Origin of the sequence: Agromyces sp. NPDC057679 (genome assembly GCF_042799635.1) — a bacterium.
Lineage (GTDB): Bacteria > Actinomycetota > Actinomycetes > Actinomycetales > Microbacteriaceae > Agromyces.
Genome location: NZ_JBHVIK010000004.1, coordinates 252,108 through 265,378, shown reverse-complemented (window position 1 = coordinate 265,378; position 13,271 = coordinate 252,108). Strand labels below are relative to the sequence as shown.

21 protein-coding genes are annotated in these 13,271 nt (G+C 67.0%); 5 read left to right on the top strand and 16 right to left on the bottom strand.

Annotation, left to right across the window (positions count from 1 at the left end; translation table 11 throughout):
* Positions 1-29: 29 nt before the first annotated feature.
* The 12 genes from ACFVAJ_RS18010 to ACFVAJ_RS17955 all read right to left on the bottom strand — a co-directional run bounded on the left by ACFVAJ_RS18010 (position 30) and on the right by ACFVAJ_RS17955 (position 8,114).
* Positions 30-203 carry a hypothetical protein gene (locus ACFVAJ_RS18010; protein WP_376946536.1) on the bottom strand — a complete coding sequence of 58 codons (174 nt, stop codon included), beginning with the start codon at positions 201-203 and terminating at the stop codon, positions 30-32.
* Positions 203-343 carry a hypothetical protein gene (locus ACFVAJ_RS18005; protein WP_376946533.1) on the bottom strand — a complete coding sequence of 47 codons (141 nt, stop codon included), beginning with the start codon at positions 341-343 and terminating at the stop codon, positions 203-205. Before ACFVAJ_RS18005 ends, ACFVAJ_RS18010 begins: the two co-directional genes overlap by 1 nt.
* Positions 344-541: 198 nt before the next feature.
* Positions 542-1,861 carry a zinc-ribbon domain-containing protein gene (locus ACFVAJ_RS18000; RefSeq protein WP_376946530.1) on the bottom strand — a complete coding sequence of 440 codons (1,320 nt, stop codon included), beginning with the start codon at positions 1,859-1,861 and terminating at the stop codon, positions 542-544.
* On the bottom strand, positions 1,803-2,300 hold the full coding sequence (locus tag ACFVAJ_RS17995) for a hypothetical protein (RefSeq protein ID WP_376946528.1): 498 nt from the start codon (positions 2,298-2,300) through the stop codon (positions 1,803-1,805). The genes ACFVAJ_RS18000 and ACFVAJ_RS17995 overlap by 59 nt, the downstream gene beginning before the upstream one ends.
* A gap of 58 nt (positions 2,301-2,358) precedes the next feature.
* Complete coding sequence (locus tag ACFVAJ_RS17990; RefSeq protein ID WP_376946526.1) at positions 2,359-3,102, bottom strand: hypothetical protein; 744 nt, start codon at positions 3,100-3,102, stop codon at positions 2,359-2,361.
* A gap of 38 nt (positions 3,103-3,140) precedes the next feature.
* On the bottom strand, positions 3,141-3,608 hold the full coding sequence (locus tag ACFVAJ_RS17985; RefSeq protein WP_376947063.1) for a putative toxin-antitoxin system toxin component, PIN family: 468 nt from the start codon (positions 3,606-3,608) through the stop codon (positions 3,141-3,143).
* Positions 3,609-3,613: 5 nt separating this feature from the next.
* The gene (locus ACFVAJ_RS17980) at positions 3,614-3,871 is read right to left on the bottom strand and encodes a hypothetical protein (RefSeq protein ID WP_376946524.1); all 258 of its coding nucleotides are present in this window, start codon (positions 3,869-3,871) and stop codon (positions 3,614-3,616) included.
* A gap of 59 nt (positions 3,872-3,930) precedes the next feature.
* Positions 3,931-4,689 (bottom strand): hypothetical protein, encoded by a 759-nt coding sequence (locus tag ACFVAJ_RS17975; protein ID WP_376946522.1) that lies wholly within the window; start codon positions 4,687-4,689, stop codon positions 3,931-3,933.
* Positions 4,690-4,820: 131 nt separating this feature from the next.
* On the bottom strand, positions 4,821-6,413 hold the full coding sequence (locus tag ACFVAJ_RS17970; RefSeq protein WP_376946519.1) for a UvrD-helicase domain-containing protein: 1,593 nt from the start codon (positions 6,411-6,413) through the stop codon (positions 4,821-4,823).
* A gap of 29 nt (positions 6,414-6,442) precedes the next feature.
* Positions 6,443-6,607 carry a hypothetical protein gene (locus ACFVAJ_RS17965; RefSeq protein WP_376946517.1) on the bottom strand — a complete coding sequence of 55 codons (165 nt, stop codon included), beginning with the start codon at positions 6,605-6,607 and terminating at the stop codon, positions 6,443-6,445.
* Positions 6,604-7,113: a dihydrofolate reductase gene (locus tag ACFVAJ_RS17960; protein WP_376946514.1), complete on the bottom strand. Its 510-nt coding sequence runs from the start codon at positions 7,111-7,113 to the stop codon at positions 6,604-6,606. Before ACFVAJ_RS17960 ends, ACFVAJ_RS17965 begins: the two co-directional genes overlap by 4 nt.
* Positions 7,110-8,114: a J domain-containing protein gene (locus tag ACFVAJ_RS17955; RefSeq protein ID WP_376946511.1), complete on the bottom strand. Its 1,005-nt coding sequence runs from the start codon at positions 8,112-8,114 to the stop codon at positions 7,110-7,112. The genes ACFVAJ_RS17960 and ACFVAJ_RS17955 overlap by 4 nt, the downstream gene beginning before the upstream one ends.
* Before the next feature lie 87 nt (positions 8,115-8,201).
* On the opposite strand from ACFVAJ_RS17955, the gene ACFVAJ_RS17950 reads away from it, so the two are divergent.
* Positions 8,202-8,357: a hypothetical protein gene (locus ACFVAJ_RS17950; protein ID WP_376946509.1), complete on the top strand. Its 156-nt coding sequence runs from the start codon at positions 8,202-8,204 to the stop codon at positions 8,355-8,357.
* Between the two features lie 12 nt (positions 8,358-8,369).
* Here ACFVAJ_RS17950 and ACFVAJ_RS17945 read toward each other — a convergent pair whose 3' ends face one another.
* Positions 8,370-9,116, bottom strand: a complete 747-nt coding sequence (locus ACFVAJ_RS17945; protein ID WP_376946508.1) for a hypothetical protein — start codon at positions 9,114-9,116, stop codon at positions 8,370-8,372.
* An 85-nt stretch (positions 9,117-9,201) separates the two neighbouring features.
* Between ACFVAJ_RS17945 and ACFVAJ_RS17940 the strand changes: the two genes are divergently transcribed.
* From ACFVAJ_RS17940 to ACFVAJ_RS17925, 4 genes are all read left to right on the top strand, one after another.
* The gene (locus tag ACFVAJ_RS17940; RefSeq protein ID WP_376946505.1) at positions 9,202-10,032 is read left to right on the top strand and encodes a DUF2637 domain-containing protein; all 831 of its coding nucleotides are present in this window, start codon (positions 9,202-9,204) and stop codon (positions 10,030-10,032) included.
* Between the two features lie 11 nt (positions 10,033-10,043).
* Positions 10,044-10,916: a hypothetical protein gene (locus ACFVAJ_RS17935; RefSeq protein WP_376946503.1), complete on the top strand. Its 873-nt coding sequence runs from the start codon at positions 10,044-10,046 to the stop codon at positions 10,914-10,916.
* Positions 10,917-10,946: 30 nt separating this feature from the next.
* Complete coding sequence (locus ACFVAJ_RS17930; RefSeq protein WP_376946501.1) at positions 10,947-11,114, top strand: hypothetical protein; 168 nt, start codon at positions 10,947-10,949, stop codon at positions 11,112-11,114.
* A gap of 134 nt (positions 11,115-11,248) precedes the next feature.
* A complete protein-coding gene (locus ACFVAJ_RS17925) occupies positions 11,249-11,434 on the top strand; it encodes a hypothetical protein (protein WP_376946499.1) in 186 nt (61 codons plus the stop codon).
* Here the strand turns inward: ACFVAJ_RS17925 and ACFVAJ_RS17920 are convergent.
* Genes ACFVAJ_RS17920 through ACFVAJ_RS17910 form a run of 3 tightly spaced genes read right to left on the bottom strand, consistent with a single transcriptional unit; the run spans position 11,431 to position 13,209 of the window.
* Positions 11,431-11,667 (bottom strand): hypothetical protein, encoded by a 237-nt coding sequence (locus tag ACFVAJ_RS17920; protein WP_376946497.1) that lies wholly within the window; start codon positions 11,665-11,667, stop codon positions 11,431-11,433. The genes ACFVAJ_RS17925 and ACFVAJ_RS17920 overlap by 4 nt on opposite strands.
* A gap of 4 nt (positions 11,668-11,671) precedes the next feature.
* Positions 11,672-11,938: a hypothetical protein gene (locus ACFVAJ_RS17915; protein WP_376946495.1), complete on the bottom strand. Its 267-nt coding sequence runs from the start codon at positions 11,936-11,938 to the stop codon at positions 11,672-11,674.
* A gap of 5 nt (positions 11,939-11,943) precedes the next feature.
* Entirely contained in the window at positions 11,944-13,209 is a 1,266-nt protein-coding gene (locus ACFVAJ_RS17910; RefSeq protein WP_376946492.1) for a peptidoglycan DD-metalloendopeptidase family protein, read from the bottom strand.
* Between the last annotated feature and the right edge of the window lie 62 nt (positions 13,210-13,271).

Sequence of the window (13,271 nt, the reverse complement as noted above, 5' to 3'; positions counted from 1 at the left end):
TGCGCGGGGAGCGCAGCGATTGGGCCCTGTCAGTCGGCCGGTTCGCACATGCGAGCCGGCACCCAGATGTGCGCGTGCATGAGCGGTTCCACGTCGAGGTACAGCTCGTCGTCGTCGGCGTCGTATCGGGTTGCTTCGGCGACCAGGGTGTTCTCCCCGGACGTCCATCGGACGCGGCGGCCGACGAGTTCGCGGCCGCCCATCAGGCGGGCACCAACGCGTCGGCGTTCATGGCTGACGCGATCCGCTGCACCTGCTGGTAGCGGGCCCAGACGTCCTTCGGTGGCAGCCATTGCAGGTCGTGGTGGACGACGACGTCGAGCAAGTCGTAGTCGGCCGGCATCGTGAGCCCGTGCGAGGTGTCGACGAGCTCGGCGGTGCCGGTGACGACGATCGCGGAGCGCGGGGCGGCGTGGAGGGCGACGAACCCGAACGGGTCGTCTGCAGCCTCCGCAACCCAGTTCTCGAGGTCGGCTGCGGGGATCTCCCGTCCGGCTTGATCGATGATGTGCGCGGTGTGCAGTTCGGTCTCCTTCGAGGGTTAGGCGGCGGCAGCGGTGCTGTCGGTCGCGGCCGCGGCGTTCTGCTGTGCAGCGGCGGCGGTGACCTCCTGGTGGCGGGCCCAGATCTCGGCTGCGGGCTTCCATTCGAGGTCGTGCCGCACGATGATGTCGGCCGGGTTGAGCTGGTCCGGGAGCGCCCATCCGTCGGCGGTGCGGCGCGGAGCTGCGGTGCCGGTGACGATCATCGCGAACCGAGGGCTGAGGGCGAGCGCTTCGTCGCTGAACGGGTCTTCGGACGCGGCTTGCACCCATGCGGTGAGCCGGTCGGCGGGGATGACACGGCGGCGACGGTCGACGACGATCGCGTGCACCCGGGGCCGCGCGGTAGGCAGTGCGAGAACCGGCGCCGGCGTCTCTATCCCTCGAGCGCAGGTCTCGCAGCCAGTGGACTGCCAGCGGGTGCGTTCGCGGACCTGCTGCTGCCATGCGTGTCCGTCGGCGCAGCGCCACCATGCAAGGTACTTCGAAGACTGCTTCGTCGTCTCCGGAGTGCGGGTGCCGTTCCGGTCGGCTGCCCATTCAGCGGCGACGGCGGGGTGAGAGGTGGCGAGGTCGTTGAACCCGGTCTCAGGTTTCCGTCCGGAGCACACCTGGCATCCGGCGCCGAGCACCCGGGACAGGATCACGGCCCGCCATTCGTGCCCTTCAGCGCATCGCCAGTTGACGTACGCGCGGGACGTCGCGAACACCTGGTCGGGGCCAGAGGCGCCCGCGCGCTGCACACCCCATTCGGCGGCCAGGGCAGGGTGAGTGGTCGCGAGATCGTCGACCCCTGCGATCGGGCGGCGGCCGGCGCACACTTGGCAGCCGACACCGCCGAGAGTGCGTTCGGCGATCACGGCATCCCATTCATGTCCGTGACCGCACTGCCACCACGCCGACTTCTTCGACGTCGCGAACACGTCCTGCGCAGTGAGTCCACCGTTCAGTTCGTGGTGCCATTCCGCGGCGACGGCGGGGAACCGGGTAGCGAGGTCGTTCACGCCCGGGGACACCTGCTTCCCGGCGCAGACCGGGCATCCGGAACCCTGAGACCGGCGGGACACCTTCGCGATCCAGGCATGGCCTTTCGCGCAGCGCCACCACACCTTCACCCCCGACATCGGCAAGAGGTCCGATGCGAGAAGCGGGGCGTTCAACTGCTCGTGCCATTCGGCGGCAAGGGCAGGGTTCACCTCCGCGAGGGAGGGTTTCCGGGCTGTAGTCGTCTTCACAGAGACGACATGCGCGGAAACGGCGCTATTCGGCTGCTTTTCGGAGGACTTCGCGGCGGACGGTCTCCGCCATGCTCCGGGCACTGCCGGTGGACGTGAACGTCCGGCCAGTGATTTCGACGAGGAGCTCGGAGAGGACGGTGATCGTTTCGAGCTGGTCGTCGCGGAGTCGCGCGTTCTCGCGCTCGAGCGACGTAGGCTGATCCTGGCCGTCGGGCTGGTATCCGGCGTCGAGACGGTCGCCCATCTGCTGCAGGTACCGACCGAGACCGGTGGTTGCCGCCCAGTCAGGCCCGAGCCCTGCCCGGTCGGCCCCGAGTTGCTCGGCGGTGCGGAGCATGTGCCCGTTCAGAGTGTGGTCGGCAAGCGCGTGGAGGGTCGCCGAGATCTGCTGATGGGTGGGCGGGGTCTGGCCCGCAAGATGCGGGCTTCCGGGCTCGAGCTTCTGCGAGTGGACGAGCCGGACGGCGGCGTGCACGCCGTTCACGTGAAGCAGATCGTCGGTGTGGTCGGTGTCCGTCATGAGGTTCCTTCTGTCGGTGTCGGAGTGAACATGCGCGGCCACCATCGAGCGGACGTCCCTACCGGCGCTCCTTGAACGGCTGGACGAGCCCCTTGAACCTGATGACCTCTCCTGCCTGGTCGCGGTCCTTGCCGAACGTGATCAGGGTCGGGCCCTGCTTCCCGTCACGGGTGGTGCCGCGGAACGTCATCGGCTCGTTCTTCTCGTTCACCTTCGCGGCGCCGCGGGCGAAGATGGCGATGTACTCGGGGTTGAACGAGACCGGCTCGTCCAGCGTTTCCTCCGTCACCGTCATCAGCTTCCAGGCCGGAGGGTAGTTCAACGAGAAGCGCTTGTACCCATGCTCCCAGAGGATGTCTCCCGCCATCCCGCGGCGGACAACGACGGACATGTCGGTGAAGGTCACCGTGTACGGGAAGTGCTCGAGGTCCTGGTTGGCATGGAGGAGCTTGAGGTCGACGATGTTGAGCTTCTTCGCGGTGAGCTTCACGAGCTCGTTGACGACCGTGCGAGGGACGAGCACGGCCACGCCGTCAGGGTTCTTCGACGCGTCGCCGGCGGCCGGGAACTCGGTGCCGTGAAGGTGCAGCCACTCAGCGGCCGTCGTGTGCTCGTAGCGGCCGATCGTGTGACGGTTCGTCGCGGTGAAGTGCCGCGAGGTGACCTCGACGTGGTTCAGGACGGGCTCGTCCGAGCTGTGAAGCGAGACGGCGAACAGCCCGTCGAGGAGCTTCTGCGTGAACGGCAGGACGACCTCGCGGGTCGCAGCGGCGGGCTTCTCGAGAACGGCGGTGTTGGTCATGGTTGCTCCTTCGTGTCGGAGCACCCATGCGCGGGCGGTCAGTGCCGTGTTCGGCGTTCGCGGACCACACGTTCGACGAACTGGTGCGGGCGAAGGATCGGCGTTGCGCGCCACGGGCTGAGCGGGGTGAGGTCGGTGTCGTCTGATACGAGCACGTCCGCTTCCACTTCGGCCACCAAGTCCAAGATGAGGTTGTCTTCGTGGTCTCGTGAGCTGTGCGCGACGCGCGGCGGATCGATGACGGCGCCGCCCGAGTAGCTGACGACTTCAGCGATGAACTCGAGGTACTCCTTGACCTGGGCTTCGCTCCATCCGACCGCACCGAGAACCCTGCTGATGTTCTTGATGATGTGCGGTGAGATGTAGAGCTCGTAGTCGCCGTCGAACGCGATCGACAGGCAGTCCGCAGATGCGTTGCTCGTGCTCGGCGGCACCTCTTTGATCAGGGGGTATTCGGAGTCGGGGCCGATCGCCGCGTTGATGTAGACGTGGACGTCGAAGACGATGGCGGTCAGTGTGCGACCGCCTGGTGTGATGCGGAGCGGACCAGTTCGCGGACTTCGTCCTCGCTGTAGACGCGGCCGCCGGCCGAGTCTCGTCCGCGGCGCTGGATGTCCTGCATCCGCTCTGCGAACAGCTCACGCTGCATGCGGCGCATCGCCACGCGAAGGAACTCGGAGCGGTTCCCGTCGCCGAACTTGGCGACCAGAAGGTCGAGCTGGGGGCGGTCCTCATCGGCGACCGCGAATCCGATCGTGTGTGCTGCCATTGTCTGCCTCCCACTCATATGCAACGCATATGCAATCTAGCAGATTTCGCTGAACTCCCCTAGATGCAGGTGATTTCGTTCAGCCGCACCCCGGTCGCTGCGTCGTCGACGATCGTCAGCGTCGCGATCGCAGTGTCGCCGGAGCGGAGCGGGCCGAGGAGGTCGTTCGTCATCCCGTACACGGTGCCGGCGCCGTCGATGGTGCTGCCTTCCAGGTACACGGAAGTCGGGCAGTCGCCGTACGCGTACAGCTCCACCTGCACGCATGACAGGTAGTCGCATTGGGCGTCGTCGACGAACTTGTACGCGAGCCCGTTGCCGGCGTCTTTGAAGCCAGGGAGGATGCTCGGGGCCTCGGGCGCGGCCGGCTCCGGTGCGGGTGCCGGCTCCTGGCCTTCAGCGGGTGGGGTCGGGAAGACGAACGCGGTAACGGACATCTCCTCACCGACTGCAGCGCACGCTTCCGCGAGCTCATGGAGGCCCTCGGACACCGCCCAGACCTCGTAGACGGTGCGGTCCTTGTCGGTGACACCGTCGTTGATGGCAGCCGCCCCGACAGATGGTGCTGCAACCTTCGCAGCTGCGTCGACGACCTCCGCGGTGGTTGCGCCGCCGGAGGTGTCGCCCTCCCAGATGCCGGTTCGGGCAGCCATGTTCGCAACCCTTGCAAGGGGAGCGAACAGACTCCCCTCCGCTTCGGAGATCTCAGCGGAGCTCGAGATCCCAGCACCGTTGATCCGATCCACCGCGGCTGATATCTGTTCGCACGCTTCCGCGTCACCGGAGATGGTGTTCGCCTCGTCGGCGCCTGCGGACATCGCGCAACCAGACATGAGGAGCGCAACGGCGGCGAGCAGGGCGAAGGACGCTGTTCGGGCAGACATGATCCGGAGCGTATCGGAGCAACTGGGGCCAGCGGGAAACCCTGCTGGCCCCAGTTCTGGGCGGGTCAGTCGATGACTTCGCCGCCGTAGTTCATGATCCACGCGACCGACATCGCGTCCAGGTGGCGCTGCGCGCGGGTGACGGCGACGTACAGGAGGCGCAGCTCCTCGCGGCGGATTGCCTTCTGCTCACCCGTGTCGGAGTCGATGCCGGGCTCGCGGAAGTCATTGCCGATGCGGACGTGCCACCACTCACCGCCCTTCGCGGTGTGAGCGGTGCCGACTGCGACGTCCGCCTCCTCGATCGGCACCGTGGAGTCGATCGCGGCGATGATCGACTCGGCGCCGAGTCGGGCGATGAGCCCGATCATCATCAGGAGCTCCGACGGGTCACCGTCGTCGGCTTCCTGCTGCGCAGCCTTCACGATGTCATCCCACTTCTCGAACCCGCTTGCGACGATGTCGGGGTGGAGGCTGAACCCCTTCTGCTCGAGGTCGACTGCAGCCTGAGCGAGCGAGCGCAGCTCCTCCGCCTTCCGCTCGCCGATGATGCCGACGGAACGGCCGGCCTTGAGGTTCTCGAGGATCTCCATCATGCAGCCGGCGTTGGAGCGGCAGATGATCGCGTTCGGCACCTGGTAGGAGTGGTGGTCGGTGAAGACCGAGGACTTGCGTCCCGGGGTGCCCTGGACACGGAGTTCGGAGCCGAGCACCTCCAGGTAGACGTTCGCGAACTCGGCGATCTCCGGTCCGAAGCGGAAGGACTGGGTGAGCGTCGTGGACTGGCCCTCGAACTTGTCGAGGGCGTCCACGGCCCCGCGCCAACCGTAGATCGCCTGGTTGCTGTCGCCGACCGCGATCAGCTGGCAGTTCTCCTGTGACTTAACGACGTCGAGCATGAGCTCGTCGGCGTCCTGCGCCTCGTCGAAGAGGATGTACTCGTACCGGAGTTGTGGGCGGTCGAGCGCGAACAGCTTCAGGTAGTGCTGGTGGCTGACGGGAAGCACGCCGTCGAGTGAGGTGACGTCGGCCCAGTAGATCTTCGCCCATTCGACGACCTTCTCGGTGAACTCGTCGGCTGCGTTGTCCTCGGCCTCGCGGGCGAGCTCGAGCTCGATCTTGTCGGACCCGATCTTCTTCAGCGCAGCCTCGGAGAGGACGAACTTCTGGCGGAGCTTCTCCGGGATCGTGACGAGTGCCGTGGTGATCTCCGTGTCGGCGACAGTTGCGAACTTGTCGACGGTTGAGGTGACGACCTTCATGAAGGTGGCCGGAGCGAACTTGTGGACACGGCCGTAACCGTTGATGTCGACACGACCCATCTCGAGGATGCGGGCCTTCTCGGTGTTGTTCGTTCGGAGTCGGAGCCGGTCCATGCGGGGACGTCCGTACCCGGGGAACGCGAGCGCGTGCGCGGTGCGGCAGTCGACTCTCGTGTCTTCGAACTTCTTCTCTGCTTCGCGCTGCACCGACTTGTTGAACGCGAGGTAGAGGCCTCTGCGGCGGGGGTGCATGCCGGCGATCGACCGGAGCGTCGTCGTCTTACCCGTGCCGGCCAGCGCCTTGATGCTGAAGTTCTGGCCGCTGAGGTACATCTGGACGGCGTCGTGCTGCTCGCCGGTCAGGCGCAGCGTCTCATCGGTCATCATCATGGTCATGTGCTGACCATGCGCGGGCGCCGCCGCTTCTAGCTGCGGGTGCCGATCTGCCGTGCCTGCCGTCGTTCCGCGCGGCGGCGCGCGTGCCGTTCCGACCAGCCGAACGTTGTGAACTTCACGACGGAGCCATGGAGCATGTGGGCGAAGGGGAGGAGCTTCGCGACCTTCCCGGTCTGGATCCGGTGGAGGCTCATCGGCGGGCCCACCTGTCGAACCTGTAACGGATCCCGGTGGCGGAGGTGTGCCAGTCGCCGAACGCCGGGTCGATGCTGGTGAGCTGCCAGCGTCCGTCGAGTTCGGGTGCACGGGTGTCGCCGGGTGTTCGGGAGTCGACGGTGGTGATCGCGACTTCGTCGGCGAGGTGGATGGCTTCGGCGTACACCTGACCGCCGCCGATCACCCACACTTCGGGGGTGCCAGCGGTGAGCGTGATGGCTTCCTCGAGCGACGCAGCTCGAGCAGCGCCGTAGGCCGCCCAGCTTGCCCTTCGGGTGATTACGATGTTCGTCCGGCCGGGCAGCGGTCGGGACCTGGCCGGCAGCGACTCCCACGTGCGCCGGCCCATGATGACTGGGCGCCCGGCGGTCACAGCTTTGAAGTGAGCGAGGTCTTCCGGAAGATGCCACGGGAGCCCGCCGCCGGCGCCGATGACTCCTTCGAGGGTCTGCGCCCAGATGAGCCCGAGCTTGGTGCCGTTCATCGTGCCGCCTTCCGGGTCTCGCGGCGGGAGGCCTTCGCTTCGCGGGCTTCCCGCCAGGCGTTCGCCTCGTAGACGTACCACGGGGCTGAGTAGACGATGAGGTCGTCGGTGTTCAGCACCACCCAGGTGTCCACCTGTGCGCGGCCCCATCCTTTGATCTGGCGGAGGGTGCCGTCGTTCAGGTCTTCGACGATCGCGATGTCCGCGTCGGTGGCTTTCACGAAGAACGGGCCGCGGCCGAACCGGTGGACGACGTCGTAGAGCTCGTCGTGGAGGATGGCACCTTCGGTGAACCGGGCGTGCTTCCGCCAGGAGGACATGAGCGCCTTGCTGGTGAACACGAGCCCGACGGCGGCCGCGGTGAAGATGGCGCCGACCCAGGTGAACTCGACTCGGAGCAGGCCGATGAGGAGGACCGCTCCGGGGATGCAGAACAGCAGGTACGCCTTCCGCCACCCGAGACCTCGGGTGAGGATGTACGCGAGGGCCGCTGCAGCGCCGAGAGCCGCGACGAGCAGGTCGGTCTCGCCGACGAACGGCTCGAGCTCAGGGCTCGTGAACGAGCCGGCGGTGAGGGCGAACGAGATCGCGAGCACTCCGGCTGCCGTGGCGAGGGCGGCTGCGGCGAAGAGGATCCTGGCGATCGACCCGCTCGTGAACTCCCGCTGCCAGAACGTTCGAGGAGGAGCCGGCGGCCGGACATTCCTGCGCGGCGCTGCAGGTGCAGGTTCCGGCGTCCAGCTCGGCGCCGGTTCCGGGGCGCTCTCTTCCGTGGTGCCCGGCGATGCGCCCGGGATGGCGCGGTCGTACTCGCGTCGCGACACCGGGTCGCGGAGCACGTCGAACGCTTCGTTGATCTGCGCAGTCGCGTCCGCGCCGGCAGGGCCGACGATGTCCGGATGGTTCCGCCGGATCAGGGTCCGGTACGCGTAGACGATGTCCTGCTCGGAGGCGTCCGAAGGCACGCCGAGCACCTCGTACAGGGTTGACGCTGCGCTCATTCGGTTCGGATCCTATCGGTGCTCGACATCTTTCAGGGTTTCGTCCCGGTGCGCCGCGCATGAACGCGGTGACAAGGAAGGTGGCCCATGGAGCTCCTCATCATGATCGCCGCGCCGGTGGTCCTCATCGTCGGGACAGGCGTGCTCGTTCGGCTTGTTGCGGGGCCCAAGCCTCGCAAGCCGGTCGCTGACGCAGAGTTCGACAGCTTCGTGAAGGAGATGCTGGAGGGCGACCGCCCCTGACCGGGCCGCCGGTCAGGCGGCCTCGGTCGGCTCCACCGCGGTGAGGTGCGCTGCACCTGCCTCACGGACCGGTGCGGGCTGAGCTTCGAACGTCACGTCGACGAGCAGGTTGAACTCGACCGGCACGTCGAACATGGACAGGAGCGACTCGGCGTCCTCGCCTCGAGCGGCGATGCTGTCATCCTCCGCGACATGTTCGACGAGCTCGGTGATACGGAACGGTTCAGTGCCGACGATCTCTGCCCAGCCGGCGGCGACCTCCTCGGCGATCTGCGCTGCTGCGCGGCGGATCGCGTTCCGCTGCGGGTCGGAAGCCGGGGTGGCGGCGAGCTGGATCTCCCATTCGGCGACCGTGACCCCGAGGTTCGGGGCGGCGGTGTCGAGCGGGTCGGTCCCGGATGCGTTCAGGATGTCGTCGACGACCAGGTCGCCAGAGTCGAGGAACCCGGTGGCGCGGAGGGCGTAGTAGACGGCGTCGACGTGGCCGGCGGCGATGAACTTCAGCCGGGCGATGCCGGGGGCGCGGACGATGTACTGATCTGCCCCGGTCTCGTCGATCAGCTCCCAGCCGAGACCGGTTTCGCTGAGCAACTCATCGAGCGAGTCTCGGAGGCCGGCGATCTCGGCTTCGAGCTCCTCCTGCCCCTGACGGCCGGCGAGGACCAGGTCGACTTCGACGACGGCGGAGTCCGGGTCGAGCTGGCCGCGCAGCTGCACGGGGACGGTGAGGGTGACGGGGCGGATGGAAGCTGCGGTCATGCTTGCTGTCCTTCGTTTGCGGTTGGGCGGGGTCGCTCGTAGAGGACATGCGGCAACTTTCCGGGTGGCCGCATGTCTTCAGTGCATGAGCTTCGAACCCCGCGAAAACCCGAACGACAACGGCCAGATTCTGAACGCGATGTCCCGCTGGCTGCTCTGGCCGGTCGCGGTCACCGTGGTGGTGATCATCGGCTTCGCGTTCGTCCTCTCGTTCCAGTCGCAGGTCGACCTGGCGATCGCGGCACGCATCCGAGAGGACGTCGCCTTCGGGTGGCCGATCGTGGTGGACGGCACGATCCTCGTGTCGACGTTCGCGGCGTTCATCCTGCACGCGCGACGACCAAAGGTGGCGTGGTACCCGTGGGCGGTGCTGATCCTGTTCGGTGCGTTGTCGATCTGGGCGAACGGCATCCACGCGACCGGCGCCACCCCGACGGACGGGGAGATCTTCATCGTCGGCGCCGTCCCGGCGATCGGTCTGCTGCTGTCCACCCATCTGCTGGTGCTGATGCTCTCCCCCGGCCCGAAGCCTCGGCAGGCGGTTGCGGCCGCTGAACCGCGCACGGCGCAGGTTCTGGTGGCCGCGGAACCGGCGCCAATGCAGGCGGTCGCTGAGTCACCGGCCACCGTTCAGCCGGCGCTGATGATCCCTGCCGTCACGATTCCAGCGGCCGAGGAGCCGGTGCCCGCGCATGGACGAATGTCCAGCACTGCTCGACCTTCGACGCCAACCCCGCGGCAGTCGAAGAAAATCCCCAACACGGTGACGCCTGTGCAAAGTTTGAGCCGAACCGAAGCGTCGCAGATGGTCCGAGACCGGGCTGAAGCGAACGACCCGATCAGCGCATCGGAACTGGCAGGGATGATGAACACTTCCGAGCAGCGGGCCCAGAACATCATCGACCAAACGACTTAGGACCCCACCACATGACCCGACCCCGCATCGAACGTCTACCCCAGCACACCTACCACGAGACCGGCGGTTGGGATGAGCGCCGCCGACACGCGGACGGGCTGTCGTTCTGGCGTGACTGCATGCTGCACCGCGCGGACGGGTACGCCGTGGAGCGCGGCGAGCGACGCGAGGTGTGGCTGTACGGCATCCACATCCCCGCTCCGGACATGCCGCCGAGCGTGACGCTCGAGTTCACCGGGATGACGAAGTCCGGGTACCTGAACTGGGTCGACGAGCACGGCCTCGTCCGCGCGCAAGCGCACGTGAACCCGAGAGGGGCGCTCGAGACCCGCTGGTACGACGGTGACGGGAACCCGGAGGCGCACTGGATCGGCGGGTACCACGTCCGGGTGGACTATTCGCACACCGAGGAGAAGCACGACCCGGAGATCCGGTACTTCTTCCAGCCGTCCCCAGAGGATCGACGAGTCCTTCACCGGATCGCAGGACCGGCGATCGAGTACCCGGAGAAGCCGCGGTTCTCCCGTTGGTACGAGCACGCCGCACGAGTGGACGGCCCGTACGAGCTGCTTGCTCGCGCGACGATGCACCAGGCCGAGCAGGTGCGGAAGCTCCAACAGCTCCGCTTGGAGGACGACCAGCAGGAGTTCGAGTACGCGGCGCCGGCGATCACGGAAGCCGAGGCCAGTCGGCTGCGGCTCACCGTGGTGCACCAGCCGGACACCGAGCTGGCGCTGGACATCGCGATCTTCTACACGGAGCCGTACATCGAGGCGTTGCGGCTCATCGACCCGGATATCCCGGACCCCGGGATCGAGCTCATGGAGCCCGGAGCGGACGGGTTCGACATGTCGGCGTTCGAAGACCTGCCAGACGACGACTGATTTTCCAACCGATAGTCAGAAGCGGATACGGTGACGAACGACCACCACTCTGAGAGGATCCCGATGGGCGTGAGCCGTGAGCAGTACGAACCGTTCCTGGACGTTGCGCCGGACTCGGAGTACGAAGAGCAGCTGATGCTGTGGCAGGAGCTCAAGGGCCCGCCGGCAATCGAGAGCGACGGACCCGACCTCGGGTAGTCATCGCTCGAGGTGTTGACCTGCCGGCGCCCGCCCCGGAAAGCCCCCGACTTGGGGTGATCCAGGGCGGGCGCCGGCATTCGGTCAGCAGATAGATTTTTCTGGAACAAGTCACGGAGCTGCGGGAGGCAAGCTTGGCGAAGAACACTGGCGAGGGCGGCCGAAAGGGCATGGTGACCGGCCGGTACCAGCAGGAGAACCCTCGCACGAACCGGTTCGACAAGTTCGACGGTTCGGGGAACTATCTGTCGTCGAAGAAGTCGGAAGGCCCGTACAAGGGTGTGGAGACTCGCCAGCCGAAGAAGCCGCCGCGGGGCTAGACCTCGTCGCCGACGTTCGTCTTCTGGAACGTCGCTTCGGACACGAACCGCCACCCGGCCTTCTTGTTCTGCTTCACGTCGAGACGGTAGCGGCGGACCCCGTTCCGGTCCTCGATCGCTTTCACGGTCACCATGCCGTGCTTCGTCGACGGATGCCTGGACGCTGCGTAGACGGCAGCGCCGACCGCAGCTGCAGCGATGAGCGCTGCGATGAGTGCGGTTCTGGGCTTCACACCGTCAGGACATGCGGCGAAACACGTCCCCGCGGGATTCGATGTCTCGGGCGAGTCGGGCGCCGCGGTCGTAGGAGATCGCCCACACCGAGAACGGGAGGAGACTGCCCGATCTCCAGTACTGGACGTACCTGGCGACCGTCCGCTCGGTGACCGGATGGTACCGGCGCCCGAACGGCTGGGTGAGTTGGGGGCGAGCTGCCAGGCGTGCAGCTTCCTGCTCGGGGATGCCGGCTTCCTCGAGTGCGTCGCGGATTGTCTCGGCGGTCATCACGCTCAACCGAGCCACACCCCTCGTGCGCCCATGAACGGGTACGGATCGATCCGCGAGCCCCACTCGAACACCTCGAAATGCACGTGGCAGCCGGTGGACGCACCGGTCGTTCCCGACCAGGCGACCTGCTGGCCGGAGCTGACTTGCTGGCCGACGTCGACGAGCAGGCCGCCCCAGCGGTTGTGGGCGTAGCCGGTCATGATGCCGCCGCCGTGGTCGATCTTGACGAAGTTGCCGTAGGTGCCGAGGCCACCGGCCCAGACGACCGTGCCGCCGTTGGCGGCGTAGACGGGCGCGTCACAGCCGGAACCGATGTCGAAGCCGCGGTGGAAACCGCTCGAGCATCCGTCGCTGCCGCAGATGATGGGTCGAGGGCCGTAACCGTCAGTGTTCGGGCCGTACGCGGGCTTCGACCATCCTGAGGATGCCGGCGGGTTGCTTCCACCGCCGCCGCCGTTGTTCTGACCTTCCTGTCGGCGGCGCTCTTCCTCCTCGGCGGCACGACGGCGTGCCTCCTCGGCTGCGGCGACACCGGCTTCGTAGTCGGCCGCGGTCTTCGCCTCAGTGTCCTTCAGGAACGCGAGCTGCGCTTCGAGCTTCTCGGACTGGGCTTCCTGCTCGGCGACGAGACGGTCCGCTTCCGCCTGGATGGCGGCGGCCTCGTCGAACTTCTTCTGGGCGGCCTCCTGGAGCTTCTTCCGCTCCTTCTCGGCGACCTTCGCCTGGTCGGTCAGCGACTTCGAGGCACGGCTCGTCTCGGAGGCCTTCTCGAGGATCGACACGGACAGTTCGGAGATCTTCTCCATCCGTCCGAGACCTGCGAGGAGGTTCTCGGCGCTGTCAGCGTCAGCCGCCCAGAGTTGCACCGTCGTGTCCGCGCCCTGCGAACCTCGGTACTGCTGCGCGGCGATCTGCGCGGCGCCGTTGGCTGCGTCGTCCGCTTCCTTCTGCGCGGTCTTCGACTGGGCGTCGAGACCTTCGGAGCGGACGGTCGCCTTGTCGAGCTCGTCCTGCGCGGCGGTGACGACCTCGGCGGCTTCGTCAGCGTGCGCCTTCGCGATGTCCGCTTTCGCTTGAAGGTCGGCGAGGACCTTCTCGAGCTCCGCCACCTTCGCGGCGGCCGCCGCGGTGTTCGACTTCGCGGCTTCGACGTCGCTCCAAGACGGGTACGGGGATGCCTGTGCTGGAGCGGAGATCACCCCAGTGGCGATGCAGGCGACGAGCAGTGTGGTGATCCCGAGGGTACGGACGCGACGGGTTCTGAGCATGTGAGGAGATCCAGACTGGTTTCAGGCGATGGTGCGGGCCGACATGTGAAAGCCATGCGGCG

Bases quoted from the DNA above. Each gene is read 5' to 3' on its own strand.
- ACFVAJ_RS17940 (WP_376946505.1), top strand. From the start codon at position 9,202: ATGAGCTTCGAACCCCGCGAAAACCCGAACGACAACGGCCAGATTCTG.
- ACFVAJ_RS17935 (WP_376946503.1), top strand. From the start codon at position 10,044: ATGACCCGACCCCGCATCGAACGTCTACCCCAGCACACCTACCACGAG.
- ACFVAJ_RS17965 (WP_376946517.1), bottom strand. From the start codon at position 6,607: ATGAGCCTCCACCGGATCCAGACCGGGAAGGTCGCGAAGCTCCTCCCC.
- ACFVAJ_RS17975 (WP_376946522.1), bottom strand. From the start codon at position 4,689: ATGTCCGCAGGCGCCGACGAGGCGAACACCATCTCCGGTGACGCGGAA.
- ACFVAJ_RS17995 (WP_376946528.1), bottom strand. From the start codon at position 2,300: ATGACGGACACCGACCACACCGACGATCTGCTTCACGTGAACGGCGTG.
- ACFVAJ_RS17990 (WP_376946526.1), bottom strand. From the start codon at position 3,102: ATGACCAACACCGCCGTTCTCGAGAAGCCCGCCGCTGCGACCCGCGAG.
- ACFVAJ_RS17960 (WP_376946514.1), bottom strand. From the start codon at position 7,113: ATGAACGGCACCAAGCTCGGGCTCATCTGGGCGCAGACCCTCGAAGGA.
- ACFVAJ_RS17910 (WP_376946492.1), bottom strand. From the start codon at position 13,209: ATGCTCAGAACCCGTCGCGTCCGTACCCTCGGGATCACCACACTGCTC.
- ACFVAJ_RS18005 (WP_376946533.1), bottom strand. From the start codon at position 343: ATGCCGGCCGACTACGACTTGCTCGACGTCGTCGTCCACCACGACCTG.
- ACFVAJ_RS17955 (WP_376946511.1), bottom strand. From the start codon at position 8,114: ATGAGCGCAGCGTCAACCCTGTACGAGGTGCTCGGCGTGCCTTCGGAC.
- ACFVAJ_RS17950 (WP_376946509.1), top strand. From the start codon at position 8,202: ATGGAGCTCCTCATCATGATCGCCGCGCCGGTGGTCCTCATCGTCGGG.
- ACFVAJ_RS18010 (WP_376946536.1), bottom strand. From the start codon at position 203: ATGGGCGGCCGCGAACTCGTCGGCCGCCGCGTCCGATGGACGTCCGGG.
- ACFVAJ_RS17915 (WP_376946495.1), bottom strand. From the start codon at position 11,938: ATGACCGCCGAGACAATCCGCGACGCACTCGAGGAAGCCGGCATCCCC.
- ACFVAJ_RS17945 (WP_376946508.1), bottom strand. From the start codon at position 9,116: ATGACCGCAGCTTCCATCCGCCCCGTCACCCTCACCGTCCCCGTGCAG.
- ACFVAJ_RS17980 (WP_376946524.1), bottom strand. From the start codon at position 3,871: ATGGCAGCACACACGATCGGATTCGCGGTCGCCGATGAGGACCGCCCC.
- ACFVAJ_RS17970 (WP_376946519.1), bottom strand. From the start codon at position 6,413: ATGACCATGATGATGACCGATGAGACGCTGCGCCTGACCGGCGAGCAG.